Origin of the sequence: Methanosarcina sp. 2.H.A.1B.4 (assembly GCF_000979385.1) — an archaeon.
In the GTDB taxonomy this organism is placed as follows: domain Archaea; phylum Halobacteriota; class Methanosarcinia; order Methanosarcinales; family Methanosarcinaceae; genus Methanosarcina.
Map to the genome: position 1 here is coordinate 22,249 of NZ_JJOV01000008.1, position 21,950 is coordinate 44,198.

The window sequence follows — 21,950 nt, forward strand, 5'->3', positions numbered from 1 at the left end:
TCCGGAAAAAGGAATCTGGGCCTGACTGCTTGAATCAGAGAACCGGACAAACTCAATTTACTTTTTGATCAGTGTGCTCTCCTTGCGTTCAGGTACTTTACAATCTCCATCGAGATGAGTGTGGTGGAAGCTAGAGCCAGTATGATTCCCCACTCAGAAAGTGAAAGGGGAACTGTCCCGAAAGCAAATTGAAGGAACGGGACGTAAACCACCATCAACTGCAGAATTACTGTGGTCAGGACAGCGTAGACCAGAGGCTTGTTTGTAAAAAGTCCCAGTGAAAAAACCGAATACCTGTCCGAACGCCAGTTGAAGGCGTTGAACATCTCTGAAAAGACCACAAGTGTGAAGATCATAGTCTGCAGTTTCGAAATGGGAAAACCGCTGTCCAGAGCCCATACTAAAATTATCAGTGCCTGCGAGGCTATAAGCCCTCCCAGCCCCAGTCCGGCAGCGACTTCACGGCGGGTTATAAGCCCTTCTTCAACGTTCCTCGGCTTCTGTTTCATAAGCCCCCTGTCAGGAGGTTCAACAGAAAGAGCCATAGGAGGGAGACCATCTGTAATCAGATTGATCCACAGGATCTGTACGGCAAGTAAAGGCAGGATCTGCCAGCCCAAAATTGCTATGAGGACGATCAGGACTTCCCCTATATGGGCTGTGAGCCCGTAGGTGATGAAATTTTTGATATTTTTAAATATATTTCGTCCTTCTTCAACTGCCGAGACAATGGACGCAAAGTTATCATCGGTCAGGATCATGCTTGAGGCTTCTTTGCTCACATCAGTGCCTGTAATGCCCATTGCTATGCCCATATCCGAAGCTTTCAGGGCAGGAGCATCATTTACCCCGTCTCCGGTCATCGCCACAACATGGCCCTTCTTTTTTAGAGCTTCTACTACCCTCAGTTTATGGGCAGGGTAGACCCGGGCGTAAACCGAGACCCTTTCAACTTTGTCTTCAAATTCACTCTCTTCAAGGCTGTCAAGTTCAGAACCAGTAAGTGTAAGGTCGTTTTCTTTCAAAATCCTGAGTTCTCGCGCAATTGCAGCTGCTGTAACCTTATGGTCTCCTGTTATCATTACAGTCTTGATGCCGGCATCCTCACAGGTTTTGATTGCAGCTTTCACTTCTTCCCTGGGAGGGTCTCTCATGCCAATTAACCCTGAAAAGACCATGTCTTCTTCGATCTTCTCTACAGGGATTTCCCCGAACGAAACTTTTTCGGGAGAAAAGTTTTCTTCCAGCGGGCGGAAAGAAATGGCCATAACCCGCAGCGCCTGATCAGCAAGCTCCTTAACCTGCTCGGAGATCTCCTGTTCGTGCTCGGGGGTTAAAGCTTTCATTTCGCCGTTGAGGAAAGTCTTCGTACACGAGGCAAGGATGACCTCTGGAGCCCCTTTTGAAAAAGTCACAAGCTCGGAATCAAAAAAGTTACCCGGATTGTCCTCCAGTTTATTGAAGGTAGTCATTCTCTTACTTTCGGAAGAGAAAGGGATTTCTCCAAGCCGCGGATATTTCCGGTCAAGCTCGGATTTTTCAAATCCAGCCTTTGCCGCAGCGACCACAAGAGCTGCTTCTGTCGGGTCTCCTGTAATTTTCCATCCGTCTTCTTCTTCATGAAGGTTTGAATCGTTGCAGAGAGCAGCCCCAAGCAAAAGAATCCGAAGATGTGTATCGTCCTCCGGTACTTCTGAATCTCCTTTTTGAAATTTTCCCTCAGGGTTATACCCGTTTCCTGTGACCTTGAGGGTCTGCCCGTTAACATATATCTTTTCAACCGTCATTTTGTTCTGAGTAAGTGTGCCCGTCTTGTCAGAACAGATAACATCTGTAGCACCTAGCGTTTCTACGGAAGGCAGTTTTCTTACAAGGGCATGCCTTTTGACCATGCGCCTTACTCCAAGCCCGAGCCCTACTGTCACAACCGCAGGAAGGGCTTCAGGGATAGCGGCAACTGCAAGCGCAACACCCCAGAGAAACATGTCAAGAGGGGGAAAGCCGGAAAATACACCGAGCACTGCAACAAAAGCTACAATTATAAGAGTTGCCCCGCCAATCAATCTGCCGAATTTATCCAGGCTTTCCTGTAGAGGGGTTCTGGACCTTTCTATTGTCCCGAGAAGCCCGGCAAGTTCTCCAAAAGAGGTTTTCATGCCAGTTGCCGTGACAACAGCCCTTCCTCTTCCATAGGCAACTGCAGTCCCTGCATAGACCATGTTCTTCCTGTCAGCTCCTGGGGTGTCTGCAGGCAGAGAATCGGTAATTTTCTGGACAGGCACGGATTCCCCGGTGAGCGAGGATTCGTCCACTTTAAGGTTGAACTCTTTACTTATCCTGGCATCTGCAGGAATGCGGTCCCCGGTTTGAAGCAGAATAATGTCCCCGGGAACCAGTTCTGTTGATGGAATTTTTTTTTCGGTCCCATTTCTTATTACAACTGCTTCCGGAGACGTCAGGGATTTGAGAAGCTCAATTGCTTTTTCAGCTCTGTACTCCTGCACAAAACCGAGAACTCCAGCAAGAAAAACAGTAAATAAAATCACTATTGCATCAATGGATTCCCCAAGTAAAGCCGAAACAATGGAAGCAATTATCAGGATAAATATTAAAATACTTTTAAATTGTGAGATAAAGAGGCGAAAGACAGAGATTTCTTCTTTTTCTTTAAGTTCGTTTTTCCCATACTCTTCCAGTCTTTTTTCAGCTTCTCCGGAGCTCAGCCCTTCCTCGGATGTCTTCAGCTCCTCAAAAACCGAGCTAATTTTCTGATCGTAGTACAACCCTGACCCTCGTCTTTTTGTAACCCGATAGCTCTGCACTCAGTATGTACTGTGCTATAATATAAATGAGTTTAATGTATATATAGCGGTTAGACATATCGATATGCAAAGGGGTAGTTTACGTAATTTGCAGTTCTACAAAACCTTTCCTGGTAAAAAGATGTGGGGTCTATCTGTTTCTCTAGAATCTATCTGTTTCTCTATATCGAAATTGCAAGGTTGTAAATGCCAATTCTCAAAAATTAACTTAAAAATTTAACGAACAGAGGGAAAAATATACATGAAGATAGTAATTATCGGAAGCGGACTTGCCGGTTTGTCAGCAGGTTACAGGCTCTGTAAATCTAACGAAGTAATCGTTTTTGAAAAAGATCCGGATATTGGAGGAATGGCAGCAAGCTACTGTCTGGAACACTCCGGAAAAAAATACTTTATTGAAAGGTACTACCACCATATATTCAGGAGCGATTCGGAACTTCTTGCCTTGATAAGGGAACTTGGGCTTGAAAAGCAGATGCTATGGCTGGAAGCAAAAAACGCCTATTTCGTGGACGGTAAGAACTATCCTATGAACACCCCTGTTGAGATCTTACACTTTAGCCCTCTTTCTATTCTTGACCTGGTAAAACTTGGCCTGCTGGTCTTCAGGATAAGACTGATAAAAGACACGGTGCCCTATGATCAAATAAAGGCAAAGGACTGGATCCTCGATACTGCAGGAAAGTCGGTGTATGAAAACTTTTTTGCTCCCCTGATGAAAAGCAAATTCGGAGACAATGCTGAAAACGTTTCTGCTGCCTGGCTAATCGGGCGAGTGAAAATAAGGTCGGATAGGGGAAAAGAAGGAGAGAAACTGGGGTACATGAGAGGAGGTTTTAACTCCCTTATAGAAGCTCTGGCAGGGGAAATAACTGCAAATGGGGGAGAGATTCAAACAACTAAGGAAGTAACGGAAATTGTGATCAAAGGCAATGCCGTACAGGGAGTGGTAGTTGGTGGGGATTTTATAGCCTGCGATGCAGTTATTTCAACTGTAGAACCAATGATACTGGACGCAATCACCGGAGGCAAGCTTGGAGCCCTGCATGATTCCTTACAAAATATCCGTTATCAAGGGACGGCGTGTGCTTTGATCGGGCTTGACAGAAAGCTTATGGAAGATGGGAATTACTGGTTGAACATAAAAGCCGATGTGCCTTTTGGAGCCATAATCGAGCACACTAATTATTTGCCTTTTGAAGATTATGGTGAGCATCTGGTCTATGTGACGTCCTATTTCCAGGATGAAAAAAGTGCTCTCTGGACGCAAAAAGAAGAACAGCTCATTGATTCTTATCTGAGAGGGCTCGAAAAAATGTTTCCCGGATTCTCAAGAGAAGAGGTTCACTGGACGAAACTCTACCGTAGAATAGATACTGCTCCTGTATACGAACAGGGGTATCTTAAAAATGTGCTTCCTTTTACTGCAGGCCCATCCGGACTTTACCTTGCAGGTATGTTCTCATCAACCAACTATCCGGAAAGGAGTATGAACGGCTCGGTAAAAGCCGGGTTTGAATCGGCTGAACTGCTGATCAAAGAAAAAGGAAATTAAACTCAGGTAAAAACTAAGTTAAGACATTCATTAAGTTTATGGTCTATATTCGGGTTGGAGGGCGATTTCCAAAGCTTTTAACTAAAATAATTATCCAGAGCTAAGATCCAAAGCTAAGATCATTTTGACTCAAACAGTAGTTCTGATTTGCTGTAGGTCCGAATGACTACTTTCACTCATTTTCAATTTTTCCATAATTGTTCACAAGAAAAGCCTTCGTTTCATCCATTCTGAGTGTATAACCGAGACCGAAGAAATTCCGTTATTACTGAAAATAATTGTCGAACAGCCTGTTTAGGGCGGGGTAGCCGCGTGCAATTTGGTTTATCGGTAATTTACAAAGACCTCTTCCCCGGGCCTGGCCGGAGCTCGTGGGCATCTTCGTATTTCATAACCTCCGGTCCGCCAAACTCATAAATCTGGACCTCTTTAATATTTTCATATCAAAATACTATCTATTTAATCGCGATCCTTATTCACTTTATCCTGTCACGGGCATCCCCCTTTATGTGTTTACCTGTGAGAACCTGAGCCAGGGCTAAAGGTTCTGGCATCCCGGGTTTTCCATAACCTGAGAACTCATCCCCGCAGCATAATTGCTTTATTTTGCTTTTTACGCATCTCTTCAGGTTCACTCTGTATAGCGTACTTATCCACTCCCTCTATTTCCAGTAGCGTGGGTGAATCCCGCTGGGTATCCCGGATTTAAATAATAATCATAATTATCAACCACGCCATCCCTGTATTTTCCGTCATTACTGCGGTTTATCTCTCCTTCTGTCAGGTCCGTTGGCAAATCTCCGGCTGCAGAACCGGAATTTTCCATACACTTCATCCAATCTATGTTTGCAGCCGGAAGTACAATAAATAGAATGAATACTAATAGCAGCAAAGCTCTCCTACCCATCAAATTAACTCTCCCCCCATCTATTTATATTTCGATTATTCTATTTTAATTATTCCTGTTTTTCTAAAAGAATGTTTAAAACCCTGGATTTCTCTAACTTTTTAGGATGTAATTTTGCTGGAAACGTCGCCATTTATAACAAATTTACACAAAATCAATCCTGATTGATGAGGAAATGAAGTATTCAAATACCCAACTTCCTAACATTTGAGTTAATTTTATATAACTGTACTATTTTTTAACATACTAATTAAATTTCAAATATTAGGTGTCCAGGCTTAAAACATTGTTCTTATATCCATGAGAGCAGCGAGGTAGCCGTGTTAATTTTTAGATTTTTCGAGGTCACCTGTAGCGCTTTAGAGAAGGTCTCTCCCCTAAACCTCTGAGATCCGACTATTAATTCCGATAATTGTCCGAAAAATAGGTTTCGTTACAGAATTCAAGAATTTTGTTACGGAGTTTACCATGTATCAAACAAAAAGAAAAAGCATAATCGTTTTCATAGCAGTTCTCGCGTTCAATCTCGTGATCACAGGAAATGCAGCAGCTATCGCAATTACGGTAAATAACAATACAGGTCTGGCTGCTGATTTTACATCCATTCAGGCTGCAGTAAATGCTGCAAATCCAGGCGATGAAATAATTGTCAAACCAGGCATTTACGAGGAAAATATTGAAATTACCAAATCTCTGACCATTCTTTCCGAATCCAGCAACTCTTCAGATACAATCATTCAGGCAGCTGATAGTTCTAAAGACGTTTTCGGTATCTGGGCAAATGAAGTGAGCATTAAGGGCTTTAGCATAAGAGGATCGGACTCAGCTGCCGGGATTCACTTATATGGAGTTGCTGACTGCCGCATTGAGCATAATATACTCTCGAATAATAGCTGTGGCATCGATTTTTACATGTTTAGCTCAGGTAACACCCTGATTGATAATGATGTTTCGGATAGCCTGACAGGCATCAGCCTTGGTGACAGTCAGAACAATATTCTGAGAAATAACTCAGTTTCATACTGTAGCAGTGGAATTTCACTTTTTGATTCTCCTGGCAACACACTGGAAAATAACACGGTTTCGGAAAATGATGGGGGTATTTCTCTTACAGGTGTGTCAAACGGTAATGTTCTGGTCAGCAATACTATAAAGTCTAACACAAAAGTGGGCCTGCAAATCTACGAGACTTCCAGTAACCTCATTTATAACAACTATTTTTATAATGCAGTGAACGTGGAATCTGAACTGGCCGCAGGGGAAAATCTCTGGAATACAACGAGATCCGAAGGCACTAATATTGTAGGCGGGTCTCACCTTGGTGGTAACTTCTGGGGAAGACCTGACGGAACTGTCTATCCGATGGGTGTCAGGGATATTGACCTTGACGGCATCTTTGATTCCATGTATGATATTGAAGGCAGCGGGTTCATTGATTATCTCCCGCTCAAAGAATCGAAGTCCACGGTAATTACCGTAAGCAACAGTGCAGACCAGGCTGCCGATTTCACCTCTATCCAGGCTGCGGTATACAGTGCATATCCAGGGGATACTATTCTTGTTTATCCGGGCATCTATGTGGAAAACGTAGAAATAAATGTGGAAGACCTGGTTGTTGTTTCGGCATCTGGCAGCCCTTCGGATACCCGAGTTCAGGCAGTCCGCAGCTCGGAGGATGTTTTCTCTGTCACAGCTGATGGAGTGGTTATTAGTGGGTTCAATGTTACAGGAAATATAAGTTCCCCCAATTCCGGAATTCACCTTTATGGGGTTGAAGAGTGCCGCATTGAAAACAACGAATTATTTAACTACCAGGGTATTCTTCAGAACGCTGTCGGGAACTATATTCAAGGAAACAATTTTTACTTAAATCCGGGATTCGGCATCCGTCTTGATTTCTCAGGCAACAACACTCTTAGCAACAACATAGTCTCATATAGCAATGCCTGTATCCTGCTGCGCAGCTCAAACGAAAATATACTTTTTAATAACAGGGTTTCCAACAGCAGTTACGGTATCTGGGTGGATTCTTCCCCCGGCAATGTACTGGAAAATAATACTGCAGCAAACAATAAGATCGGCATATATCTGAAAGCTTCCAGCAGAAACACAGTTACCGGCAGTACGGCGTTCGATAACTCCGGGTCCTGCATCAATCTGTGGGACTCCAGCGAAAACGCATTAAGTAACAATACAGCCTCAAACAGCAGCAATGTCTGTATTATTTTGCATAACTCCAGCGGAAACATCCTTGGCAATAACACGGTATTTAACAGCAATTATGGCATATGGCTGGACTCGTCAAGTAACGGCAATACTCTGAATGAGAACAGGGCGTCATATAATAAAGTGGGTATTTACCTGAAAACTTCAAACGAAAATGTACTTGACAACAATATAGCATTAAACAACAATAAGTATGGCATCAGTCTGTGGGATTCTGCTGCAAACGAACTGGGAAACAACACAGCTTCTTACAGTGATGTCTCAATTCTTCTGCATAACGCCAGCAAAAACGTGCTTGCCAACAATACCGCATCTGACAGCAGTTATGGTTTCTGGCTTGATTCTTTCAGCAATGACAACACATTGAGTGACAACAGGGCACCAAACAATAGAATTGGCATCTACCTGAAAGCCTCCGACAAAAATGTTCTGATCGGCAATAGTGTGAATCTGAATGCAAAGTACGGTATCTGTATGAACTCTTCCGGCAATAACACGTTTAACAGCAATATTGTAGAGTTGAATTCAGGATATGGCATTTGCATTCTGGACTCAAATAACAATATTATCTATAATAATTACCTTAACAACACGAAAAATCTATATTCCGAAGGCAAAAGTTCAGGCAATGTCTGGAATGTAAGCAAAAACTCAGGCACCAATATTGTTGGAAAATCTTTCCTGGGTGGGAACTTCTGGGCTTCACCTGAAGGGAATGGTTTCAGTCAGTCAAATCCAGACGCCGATGGTGATGGTATTTGTGAGACAGCTTACGATATGGGTAAAGGAAACATTGATTATCTGCCCCTTGCAGGTTCTTTTTAATGTTCCTTTTCCAATTCTCTTTTTTACTCTTGTTTTATCTGATTTTATCTGATTTTATCTGATTTTATCTGATTTTACTCCCGATCTTCCTCAAGGAACTTCTGCAGCCATACGATATCAAAATATTTCCCAAATTTAGTTCCGACTTCCCGGAACTTCCCGCATTCAATAAAACCGTGTTTCAGATGAAAGTTCAGGCTGGCTTCATTTTTTGAGGACACATTTGCAAGGAGGCTTTTCATCTTTTTTTCGCTGGCTTTCGTACAGAGTTTGTCCAGCATCCCGGACCCAAGGCCTTTTCTTGTGTGCCCCGGCAGGATAAAATAGGAAACCACACCTGTGTGCCCGAAATTCGGGAATGGAAAATATGGTCTCAGGGCTCCGAGTCCTATTATTTTTCCCATTTCTTCAATAACATAAAAAGGAAAATGCTCATTTCCATCCTGCTCATTTTGACTCTGAACAGCTTGAAAAAACTCGGGGTCAACCGGAGTTTCGATATACGCTGCAAAACTATTCTCAACGTAATAGTTAAAGACCTTAAGCATTCCGGATATGTCTTCGGCTGTAGCTTCTCTTATTAAATACTTTTCGGAATATTTGCTTCCTTGCATATATAAGTAGTCTGAAAATCAGTATTTAAATTTATTTGGTCAGTCTCGGCATTTCCTTGAATAACAGATTATATGCCTGAAACTTTGCATCAAATAGAGATTTATTTCTCCACCTCCTTATTTTTTATTCTACTTAGAGCTGCTTCTAATAGTTCTCCTCTTAATAATACGAGTCGCTGCTCCACGTTTTTGTATTGATCTGTATTTACTTTGGCTATTTGTCATGATTTATATTTATAATTAATTTTCAGTGCGAATATATTTATATACTTATGCTATTCTACTATTTCCTGCAGGTAATTATACAAACCCTATCCTGCGTTTTCAGACCGGATTTTGATTGTTTTAATGGGACATCAGAGTTCAGAGTGCTGAGATAAAATTATTTTTCAACAACTCAGACAAGATCCAGCTCTGAGAGTAAAAACAAGAGAAAAGGAATTTTCTCAATATATTTCTAAGAAGTGAAAAATAGATGTTCCTGAATGAAAACCGAATTGTAGAAAAGATCTGTGAACTTCCGACTAAACTTGGAGACATCTCCGAAAGCATCTTTGGAGGCATTAGCACCAAAAATGGGTTGCTGCACAGGCTTGCAGTTCCAGAAGGAAGCGATTCTGACTCGCTTTACCTTTGTGAAGGCCTCTGTAAACCCGTAATTTTAGAGCCTGAACTTATTTATCCCTACGTCTCAGGCGCATTTTCCGAAAAATTTGCATTTAACCCCTCACCTTACCGTTTTATGCTGCCTTATGAGCTGTCAGACAAAGGCAACAGGAAGGAGGGCAGAATAATCCCTCCAGAGGATCTGAAAGTCAGGTTCCCTATGGCATACGGGAGAATCCTGGAATTCAAAAATCAGTTCGATCACGACAACTCTCCTCTTGACTCCGCAGACTACTATAGTGTAAGGGGCAAGAAACTTCTGGAGTACCTTGGCACTCCGAAAATCATTGCTACCGAAGGCTACCGTTTGCAGGCAGCCTACGACGCTTCCGGAAACCATGTATTTGAGGGCGGCTGTGGTATTGTCCTTAAAGAACCGGAAAAATACCCTTATGTAACTGCAGTCCTTAACAGCCAGATTGCCAGACTTTTTCCAGCAGTTTGCGAGTCTGAGATGGTGTACTCAAGCTCTGTAACCCCTGCAGTAATGAAACGCTTCCCAATTGTATTTCCTGAAGACAGGCTGACTGAGGACCTGATCACCACTATTTCCGGCTATCTCATGTTCCTTAACCGGCAGAAATATGCAGCAGGAAATGGTGTTGCGGGCTGGCTTGATGAGCTTACGGGCTTTTATGAGCAGATTTCAAACCTTCTGGTTATGGATGCCTACTTTGAAGATGGCATTGACCCGAAGCTTCTGGGTGCCCTTGAAGATAATATCCACCCATATGCAGGAGATATGGAATCTGAAAGCAGTGAAAGCCTTCTGAGTGTACTCTATTACATAAAGCAGAAGATTTTCGAAACCTCTAACTTTAAAAAGTACGCATTTGATGCCGAATTCTCTGGAGTTCTTAGCTTCCTCTAATAAGTAGGAAATCTGAATAACTTCTATTTGAGGTATTCAGAATCTCACTTTTTACTATTTTCTCTCCGGCATTTCCAATATTCTACCTGCTATTTTTTAAGATTTGACCCTTTATCCCGAAAATATTTCGCATACTATGTTAGCTGGGATGATTCTCTATTGTGAAACTAAATGCTAAGAAGATCAGATGGATTATCAGTCAAAAGAAGACGGAAGAAAGAATAGGCATAAAATCCTCTGATGAATTTGTGTTTCGAACTGAAGATGCTTTGTCAGCATTTAATCCAGAGGAAATCTCCGAGAAGGCTATTTTAGAATTTTGTTAAGCTCAGGTCCGGGCTTAAACTGTTCCTGACAGTAGCTGCGTGGTAACTACAACAGGAACTGAGATAAATTACTTTTGTTGTACATGTAATTTTTTTTCCGTACTTCTTTTTACCACAAAACAAAAGTTTTTATAGGCAATATTTACTATACTAAAACGCAGTTTATTAATTTTTGAATTAATGGGCAATAAATACAAATAATATTATATATTTTGCACACACGGGACTGCATATGAAAAAGAATTAACGCAAATTTCGAAAATCATTAGGAAGAGGGGGGCAAATGGAGAGGTCATATCAGATAAAAATATTTCTTTTTATGTTCTTGATATTAAATTACTCATGTGCCGGAGAACTCGGAGTTTCCCGGGACACAAACAGTTCAAAAACTCTCAACAATATTAATCAAGGTAATATTCTACTTTTCACGGGCAACTATTCAGAGAATAATGGTGTTCCTGGAAATGCCTTTGTCGCAAAACTCCAGAATGGGACTTCCGATATACTGTATTCAACAATTTACGGGACCCATGAATCAAAAGTCATTTTTGATAATTCCTCGATGAGGTTAAAATATACAACTACAAGAGACTGCTCTCCAGTTTCTTACTTCATACTTCCGGTTGTAGATCCCATCACTAATTTTGGAACAGATACATATGTAGGATATTTCAGGAGCTCTTCAAAGACATTCAATTTTTGTAAATGTGCTTCCATTCCATTGATTCACTATCTTGAACAATCGAAACAGGTAGGATCACTTTATATCTGCGGCTTTACGCCGATGGCCAAATGCACTTATCAAATTTCAATGGATATAAATACGGACGACCCTGAAAGTTTCGTTGAACTCAATAGTCCGGGTTCAAGGATGATAATTACCGAAATAGGTAACAAATCCGTCCTAAAAAGCTATTACAAAAGTCCTTCCGGCGAACTTAAATATGAAACCATATACCTGAAAAATGCCGGTGATAGATCCGATTTCAAAATAATATTTGACGGATACAACAAAACAAATACTATCGCCATAAATGATGGCACATACATAGTAACTCCATTTTATGATCTTGAGAGGCAGAAATTGCCTTATGTGGATTTCTCAAACGGGTACATCAAGTTCACGGGCTTTGTCATCGGAAAAGGAACATTCCTTGATGTGAATATACATAGCATAGACCAGTATGCGGACAGAAATTTCATAACAGCAATTGGAGATAACAGAATGCTTGCCTTTGGACTTGATGGGCCGCATCCGAAAAATACGACGGAGCAGGGCATCAACTACCTTAATAGCAGAGGGGATAAAGGCACAATATGGTTTGATGTAGGACTTCTCAAGAAGTGCAATGAAACGGAAATTGAATACCTGCGGGGTCTGGTGGAAAACGATTCCTGGGATACTGGCATACATTATTCCAAAGAATTGACCATCCTTCCCCTCGAAGAAGCATACAGATTAATGGATGAGGAGTATTGGTACGTCTATGAAACAATAGGGGAGAAGCCGACAAACTGGTGTTCGTTGAGAAATAGTGATAACATTACACACGCAATTTATGCATATGAAAACCTGGGAATGGTCTGGAGAAATGGAAACTCGGGGGTTCATGCTGAACAAAGTGTCGGAAACCTGGATGACGATACCTGGGGATGGTGGGAAACAGCATCATCGGCCGGGATGGCATATCCGGTTTTTACTCATCAAACCGATAAAGACCCCTCTATAAAGTACTCTATAAGCTACCCAAAATTCCAGGAATGGGCTGACAACTACGATTCAAATAATGTATCCATAGTGTCGTTTTACGAATATTATATGGTAAATAGCAATACCTACGATGCATTTTTTGATTCTCTGGAATACAGGGATGATTATTTCACTTTCAAGGCAAACACAAATGGTGCCAGCGCACTCATAAATGTAAATATAAGTGCCGGGGACAACACGCAGGTTTACGACAATACCTCGGGTGAATTACTCGGTTACAGGGTAGAAGGGGACGGATCAATCACATTCCAGGTTGAAAATAACCACACTTATAACATACATCCGGAGGGCACGGAACAGTGATCATTTCACTAGAAACAGAAATACCAATGGATGTTGTTTTTTAAAACAATTGTGATTTATTCCAGAATCATTTCCCTTTTTTAATTTTTTTTATTGAGGTTGTATCTCGGATACAGTTGTATCTCGGATATAGTTGTATATCGGATACAGACGACTCACTATTCTACTTCTACTTTGTATTTGCTTCATATATTGAACTCCCCAATGGGTTTGAATCTACGAAAGCATTTCAGGATACAATACTTTTGGATTTTTGTGAAATGTTTATATACATTGACCTTTTCTAACCCACGGGGTAAAAGTCTCTCAGGGCAGAATGCCAAGTTTTCCAGTCGGAATCACTGAGACCGTAAAAGGTTCAGATCTTTGCTGTTTAGAAGGATTAATTTCCCTGGCTCCTAATGCTGCGGGAGCATGGATCTCAATCCAGGCAGATTATTCCCCTCCTTAATGCTCGAAAATTTTAACGAAAAACGATAGTCCTGAGAGAATTTTTAGCCTTTACAGGGCCGGATTAAAGGAGCCACTTATTAGAAGTTAATATGTATGGTCCAAATCCTTCCGGGTTTTTTATCTACGAGAAATGCATTTCCCGTTAACCCTTTTGTTTCCGGGATCAACTCTGAATGATTTTTTTTTTCTGGCGGGAATAAATCATTTTCTGATTAAGGATAAGTCTATTTATAGAAAGGATAAGTCTATTCATAAATAAATTCCACGATTATAACGAAGTGAAACCTATCATGTTCTGGAGCAAAAACAGTATTATAGAAAAAGTAAGCAAGATTTCGAACACCCTGGGTGATATTTCAGCAGATATTTTTTGCGGGATAAATACTGACAGCGAATATCTGCATAAGTTAAGCCTTTCGGAAAATGACTCTCCTGAAACCCCTTATAAATGTATGGGCCTGAACAGGGAGATCAATCTCGAACGAGAACTTGTATATCCGTTTATAGACAGTGCCTTTTCTAACGAATATGCGGTCCATCCCTCTCCTTATTGTTTCATGCTGCCTTACGAAATTAAAGCCGATGGTCTGAGGAAAGGGTGTCGACTCCTTGAACCTGAGGAATTGAAGGCAAGGTACCCCCTGACATATGCCCGGATTACGGAGTTTAAAAACAATTTTAAGCACAATTCCACATCTCTTTCTTCTGCAGATTACAGTGTTGGAGACTGCAAACTGTTGCAGTATATCAATACCCCGAAAATTGTCGTTTCGGATCATTACAGCTTGCAGGCTTCTTTTGACGCAGCAGGAAACAATCTCTTTGAAAAAGGTTGTGGAATTGTGCTTCAAGACCCTTCCCGGTATTTTTACGTCCTCGCTGCACTTAACAGTTCAATTTCAAGGGTCTTTTCCGAGATCTGCCAGAATGACAGGCTTTACAATGGGAGCCTGAATCCGGGAGTTTTAAGGCGTTTCCCTATTGTTTTCCCTGAAGAGAAAAACCTTGAATCTCTGATAAGCACACTTTCCAGCTATCTGACCTATATACACGGACAGATTTATCGGACTGATTCTCCTTACATTTCCGGAAGCGAAGACTACGAGCTTCTAAAATTCTATGAGAGAATCGTAAATCTCCTTGTGCTGGACACTTATTTTACAAAAGATCTTGATCCCAGGTTCCTGGAAATCCTGGAGGAAAATATCGTGCATTTCGGAGAGTGTCCAGAAGGCGGAAAATCCGGATTCTCCGGTTTTGAAGATTCCAGATGTTTTATGAATGAGCTGCAGGCTGTAAAGCAGAAAATCCTGGACACGCCTGATTTTGGAAAGTGCAGGTTCAACAGTGAATTTACCAATATCCTTGCAACTCTTAAAAACAATGGTGTCTGGTAAGCAAATAAATCGCAATTATCTGGAGTTTTCCTTTAAGGATCTCCACCTTTTCTTTCAGGGTCCGGGTAATATAAATTTTATATTGAACCCTCCCAATGTTTATTTCTGAGAATTTTATATCGCGGGCATTATACTCGTAATCTTATTTCTCTTTGCTTAAATGCATAAATTTATATAGATAGTCTTTATGTTACTATTAAAACGTCTGGTGTTTTTTACTTCTATTTCCTGACTCTCCCCATTCGCCTAATAATAATTGTAAAAAGGAAGGTCGTCTTATCAGCCTGCAAATACACACCGTTGCGTTTCCCTATATGGGGGCATTAATTTTTTCAGGGCTTATATCCACTTTGCTTGCAATCAAAGCATACAAAGCCTTTAATTACCGCAGTTTGCCTTTTGCAAAGCATTTTATATTAATTATGCTCTGCATGGCTCTCTGGTCCGTGAATTACGCTTTTGAAATCGGATTCCTGGATATTGAGTATAAGTATGTATTTGCCCATCTCCAGTACCTGGGGATTGCCTTTGCTCCTGTAGCGTGGTTTTTATTTGCAGCCGAATACTCTGGGGTATGCAGGCAGTTTGCACGACAGTATGAGAAACTGCTTTTTCTTTTTCCCTGCCTTGCAATTCTGTTGATGCTTACAAATAGCATCCATGGGTTGTACTTTGAAGGTTTCTATCTTGATACTTCAGGAGGCTTTCCTCTCCTTGTACTTAAGCATGGGCCATTTTTCTGGTTTTTTTATATCTACTCCTTTGTTTTGATCTTCGCAGGAATCTTTTTCTTTATCAGGCAGTTTGTCCACCTTACCGCACCTTATGGGACCCAGGCAGCCATTGCTCTTACTGCAGCTTGTGTTCCAGTGATTGGAAATATACTTCACATAGCAGATATCGGGCCCTTTGAATTTTTTGATCCGACTCCTTTTTCCTTTGCAATAACCGGTTTGATTCTCTTCTGGGGCACAATCCAGCATGAGTTCCTTAACATTATTCCAGTTGCCAGAGAGAGTGTGATAGAATCCATGAATGACGGGTACATTGTTGTGGACTTTTCAAACTCTATAGTGGATATTAATAAGGCAGCACTTGAACTCGCCGGAAAAGTAAGAAAAGAGGTCATGGGAGAAAACTTAAATGGCATTTTCGGAGAGGGAGTGGAGATTTTTGGTGATTCGCCTGAGGGAAGTTTCGGCAGGGAAATTTCACTCAAGAGCGGTTTGGAAACAAGGTTCTTCACTGTCAGTGTAAGTCCCCTTATGACAAGGGATGATTCAGAGGGCAAGTTGGTAATGATCCATGATATCACGGAGATACATCGGTACCAGGAAGCTTTGAAACAGGCAAACAAGAAGATAAACCTCATGAGCAATATCACCAGGCACGATATTCTCAATCAGGTGAATGTACTTTCAGGGTATACCGAGCTTATCTCGGAAATGCTTCCTCCGGATGTAAAAGGAGACCGCAGGATCTCAAAATACCTCCGAAATCTTAACAAAGGCATTGAAACAATCCATAGCCAGATCATTTTCACAAAGGATTACCAGGAACTTGGAGTTGTTTCCCCTACCTGGCAGTCTATAAGCAACATTGCAAAAGAGGCGGCATTTGCCTTTTCCGGGCAGGGATTGAAGTTTTCCATAGAGGATAACGGTCTTGATGTATATGCCGACCCCCTGCTCAAAAAAGCTTTCTACAATCTGTTTGACAATGCAAGAAACCATGGAGATCACGTCAGCGAGATTGATGTAAGCTCTCATATAGTCGGGGAAAGTGTTGTAATCGAAGTAAAGGATAATGGCATAGGGGTCTCTCCTGTCATGAAAGAACTTATTTTTGAGAAATCCGTAGGTAGAAATACCGGGCTTGGTCTTTTCCTCGTCAGAGGTATACTTTCCATTACAGGCCTGGAAATTCATGAAACAGGAATCGAAGGGGAAGGCGCAAGATTTGAAATTAGCGTGCCACCGGGAAACTGGCGCAGAGCCTCTTCTCAATAACAGGTATTGAACCTAAAACGAGAATTTTTTAGACTGGAAACTAAAATTAAATTAGTTTTTGCTGCAAGTGAGAATATGTAGAGGGCGGACCTCATTAAATTAAGCAGTACCTGAATAAGCCATAAATACAGTTGACAGGACCAGAATTAAAGTTGCAACAACCACGGCGATCAGTAGCTTACTTTCTTTTTTGTTCCTTTTCTCGGGTCTGGTCCCAAATTCCAGGACAGTTCCTAAACTTACTCCAGCTCCAATTCCCATTGCAATGCCTATAGCTGCCCCTTCCGCAACACTATCCAGCGCAGGTCCAAGAATAAAAGCTCCATAAAGGCTTCCAAGGGCGGCACCTATGGCAAAGGCTAGTATCATCCACTGTTTTTCTTGCTTATGATCATTCTGTTTTCCCATCTTCTTCTCACCCGTTAACTTCTATCTAATCTCTGTGAAGTTTTTTTAATTTATATCTTTTTATATCTTCTTCTTAGTATATTATAAAATAAGTAAATATTCTCAGGAAATCATTCTTTGAGTTAACAACTATATCTCAAATAATATCTACTTACATCTGGTGACAAAATGAGTGAGATTACCTTAAAAGAGAGATTTGAAAGGGCACTGAAAGGTGAATCCCCGGATATGGTTCCTGTCTGTTCGGTGACCCAGACAGGCACTGTCGAACTCATGGATATGACAGGAGCTTACTGGCCTCAGGCTAATTACGACTCCCACAAGATGGCGGCACTTGCCCTGGCAGGCCATGAGATTGCAGGGTTTGAAAACGTGCGCTGCCCTTTCTGCACTACGGTGCTTGCCGAGTCCCTGGGTTGTACGGTAGCTGAAGGTAGTGTCGATATACAGCCTTACGTGACTGATTTCCCCTGCAAGAAAAAGAATGATGTTAAGAATATTTCAGTCCCCTATCCTCTTCTTGAAAGCAGGCGGACATCGGTAGTACTGGATGCGGTTGAAATTATAAAGAATAACGTCGGGGAAGATGTGCCTGTTGTTGCAGGGCTTGTGGGTCCTGCCGGACTCGCTTCCATGCTTGCCGGGATGAAAAACTACCTAATGTGGTTTGTGACAAACCCTGAAGTTGTTGAGGAACTCATGGGAACTCTGACCGAAGCCTGTATAGAATACGCTAACGGTTTGCTGGAAAGAGGGGCAGATGCCGTAGTTCTCATAGACTCCGAAGCCGGTCCTGATATTATTGCCCCTCAGATGTTTGAGACATCTGTTTTTCCACTCTACAGAAAATTCTGCAGGGAGGTTCAGGGATTAAAAATCCTCCATATGTGTGGGGACGCCACAGCTGTCCTTGACCCTCTTGCAGATGCCGGGTTTGAGGGAATAAGCATTGAAGAGAAGGTGAGTGTCAGTTTTGCAAAGAGAATTGTGGGCAACAGGGCATGCCTGATAGGAAATGTATCCCCCTCTGATACCCTGCTGACAAAGGGACCTGAAGAGGTTATAATTGAAGCCCGAGCATGCCTTGAAGATGGAATCGATATTCTTGCTCCGGGCTGCGGGCTCGCTCCCCATACTCCTCTCGAGAATATAAAAGCGCTTTTCAGGGCAAGGGATGAGTACTGCTCATTGTGAATCTTTCGGAGGGGCTTTAGGAAGAACCTGCGGAGGATGCTCTTTTAAAATGCCCCGGGGAGTTTCTTCACTTATTTTTCCGGAAGCTTCTCTGAATCATTCAGACTTATAATTACTGCAGATCCCATAATTAAGGCGCAACCTGCAAGAGTTTCTGAAGACAGCGCAATTCCAAGCACTGCGATATCAAAAAATACTCCGCTTACAGGTTCTATCAGGGAAAGGAGGCTTCCTGTCTGGGCTTTAAGGTTAGCAAGTCCTAGAATTGTAAAGATCTCTCCGAAACCTATGGACACTATCCCGAAAGCAGCAAGCACTTTCAGGTTGCTGTAAAGGACAGCCGGGGAAACCTCAAATGCAAACGGGCTCAGCAGCAAAAAAGCAATTCCCATGGGCCAGAAGACGATTGCAAGCTCCGGGTATTCCGCTTTTAAAACTTTTACGTTCATGATCAGAGCCGCAAAGACAACTCCCGAAAGCAGCCCTGCTATCATTCCAAGCATGTAAGTGCCGGAAAGTTCAATGCCAGAAAGTCCACCTTCGGGTCTGACTATCAGAAATACTCCTGTGATTGCGATGAAGAGGGCAGCTATACTTTCCTTTCCGATTTTCTCATTCAGGAGAAAAGGGGAAGCCAGCATTACATAGATTGGGGCTGTATACTGGAGTAGAATTGCAATGGATACACAGGTAATCTTCAGGCAGGTAAAATAGAGCAGCATGCACGTAACCACGAGCACTCCCTGCAGGAACAGGCTTCCTTTCTTTTTCTTTAACCTGAGGTCCGAGGTTTTCCCTCTCGCAACTATATATATAGAAAGAAACAGAAGCCCGAAGAACAACCTGTAAAAGATTACTGGAGAAATAGCCATATCATGGATACGGGAAATAAAAAGCCCGTTCATGCTGTAGAATACGCAGCCTGTAATTACTGCCAGATGCGCCTTTTTTTTCTCCAGAAACATTCTGCATGGATAGACGTGTAGCACTTATATATTTATTGGATATGTATTTGTCTCCTATATATTTGTTGAAATATATTTATTATAAGTTAAGACCGGGTGAAGGTGGCTAATTCAAATGAAGTCTTCCGCAGAAAATCGCCCTAAAGCAGTCAGGGATCGAATCCCGGAGATTATCCGGAATTCAGGCAGAGAATGTGCCGCGAAAGAGCTTTCAGATCCTGAATTTCTTGTTGAGCTGGGAAGGAAGCTTGGAGAAGAACTAGCCGAGTATCTTGAGAGTAAAGAGCTTGAGGAGCTTGTCGACCTGCTTGAAATTATCTATCGAATCGCAGAACTCCAGGGTTCTTCAAAAGAGAGCCTTGAAGCTCTCAGGCTGCAGAAAAAACTGGAAACGGGAGGATTTGAAAAGAACCTGCTACTGCTTTAATCTTTCTTATCCAAGTTCGAAACTCGTGACCCCATAAACCTTATCAAGCTCTATATCAGGTTCTTTTTGGCTGTACATGCGGATAGTTTTGAACATCACATTCATGTGATATTTTTTTGCGATTTCCATTGCTTTTTTATTGGGTTCGGGGACATCAAGATAAACGGTTTCCCCAGGAACTGAAGCTCTAAGAGCCCTGAATATTTTCTCTGCCGTGTCCCGGTCGTCTGCGAAAAGAGGGCCTATCTTATATCCTGCTCTGCACTTCCTTATCACACCGTACCCTTTCAGGTCTCCGTCTTCCAGTGCTGCAAAGGCGTAAGAGTCAGGTTGATTCACCCATTTCTCCAGAAAGCCGGACCTTGGGGCAGGAAACATCTCCCTGTCGTAGGCAAGCAGTTTTTTAAAAGGGACTTCCGAGATCTTCATAAGTCCATCCGGAACTTCTCCTCCTCCCCTGCCTTCAAAACGCAGGTTGCTATAGGAGGATCTGAATTTCATAACCTGCTGGTATTTCTTTTCATTTTCCACAACGCCGTCAAGCCCGATGTTCCTGTCTTCCAGATATTCCAGGCATTTTTCGGTCAGTTTCATTCCGATGCCTTTTTTCCTGAATTCGGGGTTGATTACATAGAGCCCGAAAAATCCGAAAGAATCATCATAAGCGACAGCAGAAGCGCAGCCTACGGGCTTGCCTTCTACCTCTGCAATAAAAAAGCCTTTGTGATCGGCTTCGTAAAAAAGTTCTCCGTCATGGATGCCAGGGTTCCAGCCTTCCGCAGCTGCCATCTCAATTGCGAATCCGGCTTCTTCCCTGCGCATTTTTCGGATTTTCAGTTCTCTTATTTTTTCCGAATCTTTATCCATGACAGTTTATATTCTCACTTTCTATTTATTTTTTAAGTATCTTCCCTTGACCTGTTTTTTTGCCTGATATCAGAGTTTGCAGCGATTAAATTTTTCTTCTCCTGCCTTTCCCTGAAGTTGCTCTAAGGTAAGCCGCTATAACTGCAGCTGATGCTGGATAGATGCCGAGAGGCGATTCTTTTGCTCCGGATTCGTCTTCAGTCCCCTTCTCTTCTTCGGCAGCTATGCCTGTCTCGGAAGCATCTTCTGTGAACATAAAGATGTCCATGGTACCTTTGCGTTTGTCCTGCCAGACTATCCGGTTGCCGTCGATTGCAGGGTTGCTTTCATATTCAGATGCAGTGGAAACTGTCTTTTCCTGCCCCGTGGCTATGTTGTATATAAAGATGTTTGTTCCCTTAATCCTACCGTCAGCCCATACTATTCTTCCGTCCGAGATAGCAGGGGTTTTCTGTGGGGATGGGTCAATACAAACAGGTATTTCTTTTTTGCTTGAAAGGTCATACATGTAGATATCAAGGTTTCCGGCACGCCTGTCCTCCCAGACAATGTAGTTTCCTTCAATGACGGGGTTTGTCTGCCCTGCAGGGTCCGTAACCACAGGGCTTTCTTTGCCTGTATTGATATCGTACATGTAAATGTCGTCATTACCGTCACGCGTATCTTTCCAGACGATGATATTCCCCGAGACTGCAGGCTGGCTCTGATCTGCCTTATCTGTTGTTATCCGTGTTTCCTTTTTGGAGGTAATGTCATACATGTAAATGTCAGTATCCTGATTCCTGCGGTCCGTCCAGACAATTATGTCGTCTGAGATTGCTGGTTCTTTCTGGTCTGTCCTGTCCGAAGTAATCTGGGTTTTGGTCTCGGAGTCGATGTCGTACATATAAATATCATAGTTGCCTCTCCTGTTGTCCGAGACCACGATGCGGTTACCTGAGATTGCCGGCTCGATTTCGTCTTTTGAGTCCTCGAACAGGGCAGATTCAGTCCTCCCAACGGTCATATCGTACAGATATATATCCCAGTTTCCGTCCCGTTCATCCTGCCAGACAATGTAGTCTCCTGAGATCACAGGGCTGATCTGGTTGCTAAAAGCCGAGTTAACTTCCTGCTCGGTTCCTTTCAATGATTCGCTGGCAGCTGAACCTGCACATGCGCTCAGTACCATGAATAAAACAACCGAAATAAGTATAATTGAAAATTTGTTGTGCCTCAATATTACACTTCCAATATTCCCTCTCGAGCTTCAGTGTGGGTTTTTTGAGTATAGATACTTTCAACTTCGGATTAAATTTCGGTTTAAACTTCTAATTTTTTCCAGTTAAAGTATTTTCCAGCATA

General features: G+C 42.2%; 16 protein-coding genes. 8 read left to right on the forward strand and 8 right to left on the reverse strand.

The genetic code is table 11. The annotated features are described in order from the left end of the window. Positions 1-68: 68 nt before the first annotated feature. Positions 69-2,783: a calcium-translocating P-type ATPase, SERCA-type gene (locus tag EO92_RS01815; protein WP_048168886.1), complete on the reverse strand. Its 2,715-nt coding sequence runs from the start codon at positions 2,781-2,783 to the stop codon at positions 69-71. A gap of 280 nt (positions 2,784-3,063) precedes the next feature. On the opposite strand from EO92_RS01815, the gene EO92_RS01820 reads away from it, so the two are divergent. Next, positions 3,064-4,377 carry an NAD(P)/FAD-dependent oxidoreductase gene (locus EO92_RS01820; protein ID WP_048168887.1) on the forward strand — a complete coding sequence of 438 codons (1,314 nt, stop codon included), beginning with the start codon at positions 3,064-3,066 and terminating at the stop codon, positions 4,375-4,377. A 476-nt stretch (positions 4,378-4,853) separates the two neighbouring features. Here EO92_RS01820 and EO92_RS18040 read toward each other — a convergent pair whose 3' ends face one another. Next, entirely contained in the window at positions 4,854-5,012 is a 159-nt protein-coding gene (locus EO92_RS18040; RefSeq protein ID WP_162197435.1) for a hypothetical protein, read from the reverse strand. A gap of 14 nt (positions 5,013-5,026) precedes the next feature. Beyond that, on the reverse strand, positions 5,027-5,287 hold the full coding sequence (locus tag EO92_RS17385; RefSeq protein WP_235283120.1) for a hypothetical protein: 261 nt from the start codon (positions 5,285-5,287) through the stop codon (positions 5,027-5,029). Positions 5,288-5,752: 465 nt separating this feature from the next. Here EO92_RS17385 and EO92_RS01825 point away from each other — a divergent pair, with 465 nt between their 5' ends. Further along, a complete protein-coding gene (locus tag EO92_RS01825; RefSeq protein ID WP_048168888.1) occupies positions 5,753-8,335 on the forward strand; it encodes a NosD domain-containing protein in 2,583 nt (860 codons plus the stop codon). A 74-nt stretch (positions 8,336-8,409) separates the two neighbouring features. On the opposite strand, the gene EO92_RS01830 is transcribed toward EO92_RS01825, so the two are convergent. Beyond that, complete coding sequence (locus EO92_RS01830) at positions 8,410-8,949, reverse strand: GNAT family N-acetyltransferase (protein ID WP_048168889.1); 540 nt, start codon at positions 8,947-8,949, stop codon at positions 8,410-8,412. A gap of 475 nt (positions 8,950-9,424) precedes the next feature. Here EO92_RS01830 and EO92_RS01835 point away from each other — a divergent pair, with 475 nt between their 5' ends. The 4 genes from EO92_RS01835 to EO92_RS01850 all read left to right on the forward strand — a co-directional run bounded on the left by EO92_RS01835 (position 9,425) and on the right by EO92_RS01850 (position 16,745). Continuing rightward, positions 9,425-10,486 (forward strand): hypothetical protein, encoded by a 1,062-nt coding sequence (locus EO92_RS01835; RefSeq protein WP_048162635.1) that lies wholly within the window; start codon positions 9,425-9,427, stop codon positions 10,484-10,486. Positions 10,487-11,131: 645 nt separating this feature from the next. Further along, positions 11,132-12,886, forward strand: a complete 1,755-nt coding sequence (locus tag EO92_RS01840) for a hypothetical protein (protein ID WP_235283121.1) — start codon at positions 11,132-11,134, stop codon at positions 12,884-12,886. A 731-nt stretch (positions 12,887-13,617) separates the two neighbouring features. Then, on the forward strand, positions 13,618-14,736 hold the full coding sequence (locus EO92_RS01845) for a hypothetical protein (protein WP_235283122.1): 1,119 nt from the start codon (positions 13,618-13,620) through the stop codon (positions 14,734-14,736). A gap of 314 nt (positions 14,737-15,050) precedes the next feature. Continuing rightward, positions 15,051-16,745, forward strand: a complete 1,695-nt coding sequence (locus EO92_RS01850) for a histidine kinase N-terminal 7TM domain-containing protein (RefSeq protein ID WP_048168892.1) — start codon at positions 15,051-15,053, stop codon at positions 16,743-16,745. A gap of 99 nt (positions 16,746-16,844) precedes the next feature. Here EO92_RS01850 and EO92_RS01855 read toward each other — a convergent pair whose 3' ends face one another. Further along, positions 16,845-17,153: a hypothetical protein gene (locus EO92_RS01855; protein WP_048168893.1), complete on the reverse strand. Its 309-nt coding sequence runs from the start codon at positions 17,151-17,153 to the stop codon at positions 16,845-16,847. Positions 17,154-17,321: 168 nt separating this feature from the next. Between EO92_RS01855 and mtaA the strand changes: the two genes are divergently transcribed. Continuing rightward, on the forward strand, positions 17,322-18,347 hold the full coding sequence (gene mtaA, locus EO92_RS01860) for a methylcobamide:CoM methyltransferase MtaA (protein WP_048168894.1): 1,026 nt from the start codon (positions 17,322-17,324) through the stop codon (positions 18,345-18,347). A gap of 71 nt (positions 18,348-18,418) precedes the next feature. Here the strand turns inward: mtaA and EO92_RS01865 are convergent, their stop codons facing one another. Beyond that, a complete protein-coding gene (locus EO92_RS01865; protein WP_048168895.1) occupies positions 18,419-19,312 on the reverse strand; it encodes a DMT family transporter in 894 nt (297 codons plus the stop codon). A 115-nt stretch (positions 19,313-19,427) separates the two neighbouring features. Between EO92_RS01865 and EO92_RS01870 the strand changes: the two genes are divergently transcribed. After that, positions 19,428-19,739 (forward strand): nucleoside triphosphate pyrophosphohydrolase, encoded by a 312-nt coding sequence (locus tag EO92_RS01870; RefSeq protein ID WP_048168896.1) that lies wholly within the window; start codon positions 19,428-19,430, stop codon positions 19,737-19,739. Between the two features lie 6 nt (positions 19,740-19,745). Here the strand turns inward: EO92_RS01870 and EO92_RS01875 are convergent, their stop codons facing one another. Further along, positions 19,746-20,606 carry a GNAT family N-acetyltransferase gene (locus EO92_RS01875; protein ID WP_048168897.1) on the reverse strand — a complete coding sequence of 287 codons (861 nt, stop codon included), beginning with the start codon at positions 20,604-20,606 and terminating at the stop codon, positions 19,746-19,748. Positions 20,607-20,691: 85 nt separating this feature from the next. Then, positions 20,692-21,777, reverse strand: a complete 1,086-nt coding sequence (locus tag EO92_RS01880) for a DUF5050 domain-containing protein (RefSeq protein ID WP_235283123.1) — start codon at positions 21,775-21,777, stop codon at positions 20,692-20,694. Positions 21,778-21,950: the final 173 nt, after the last annotated feature.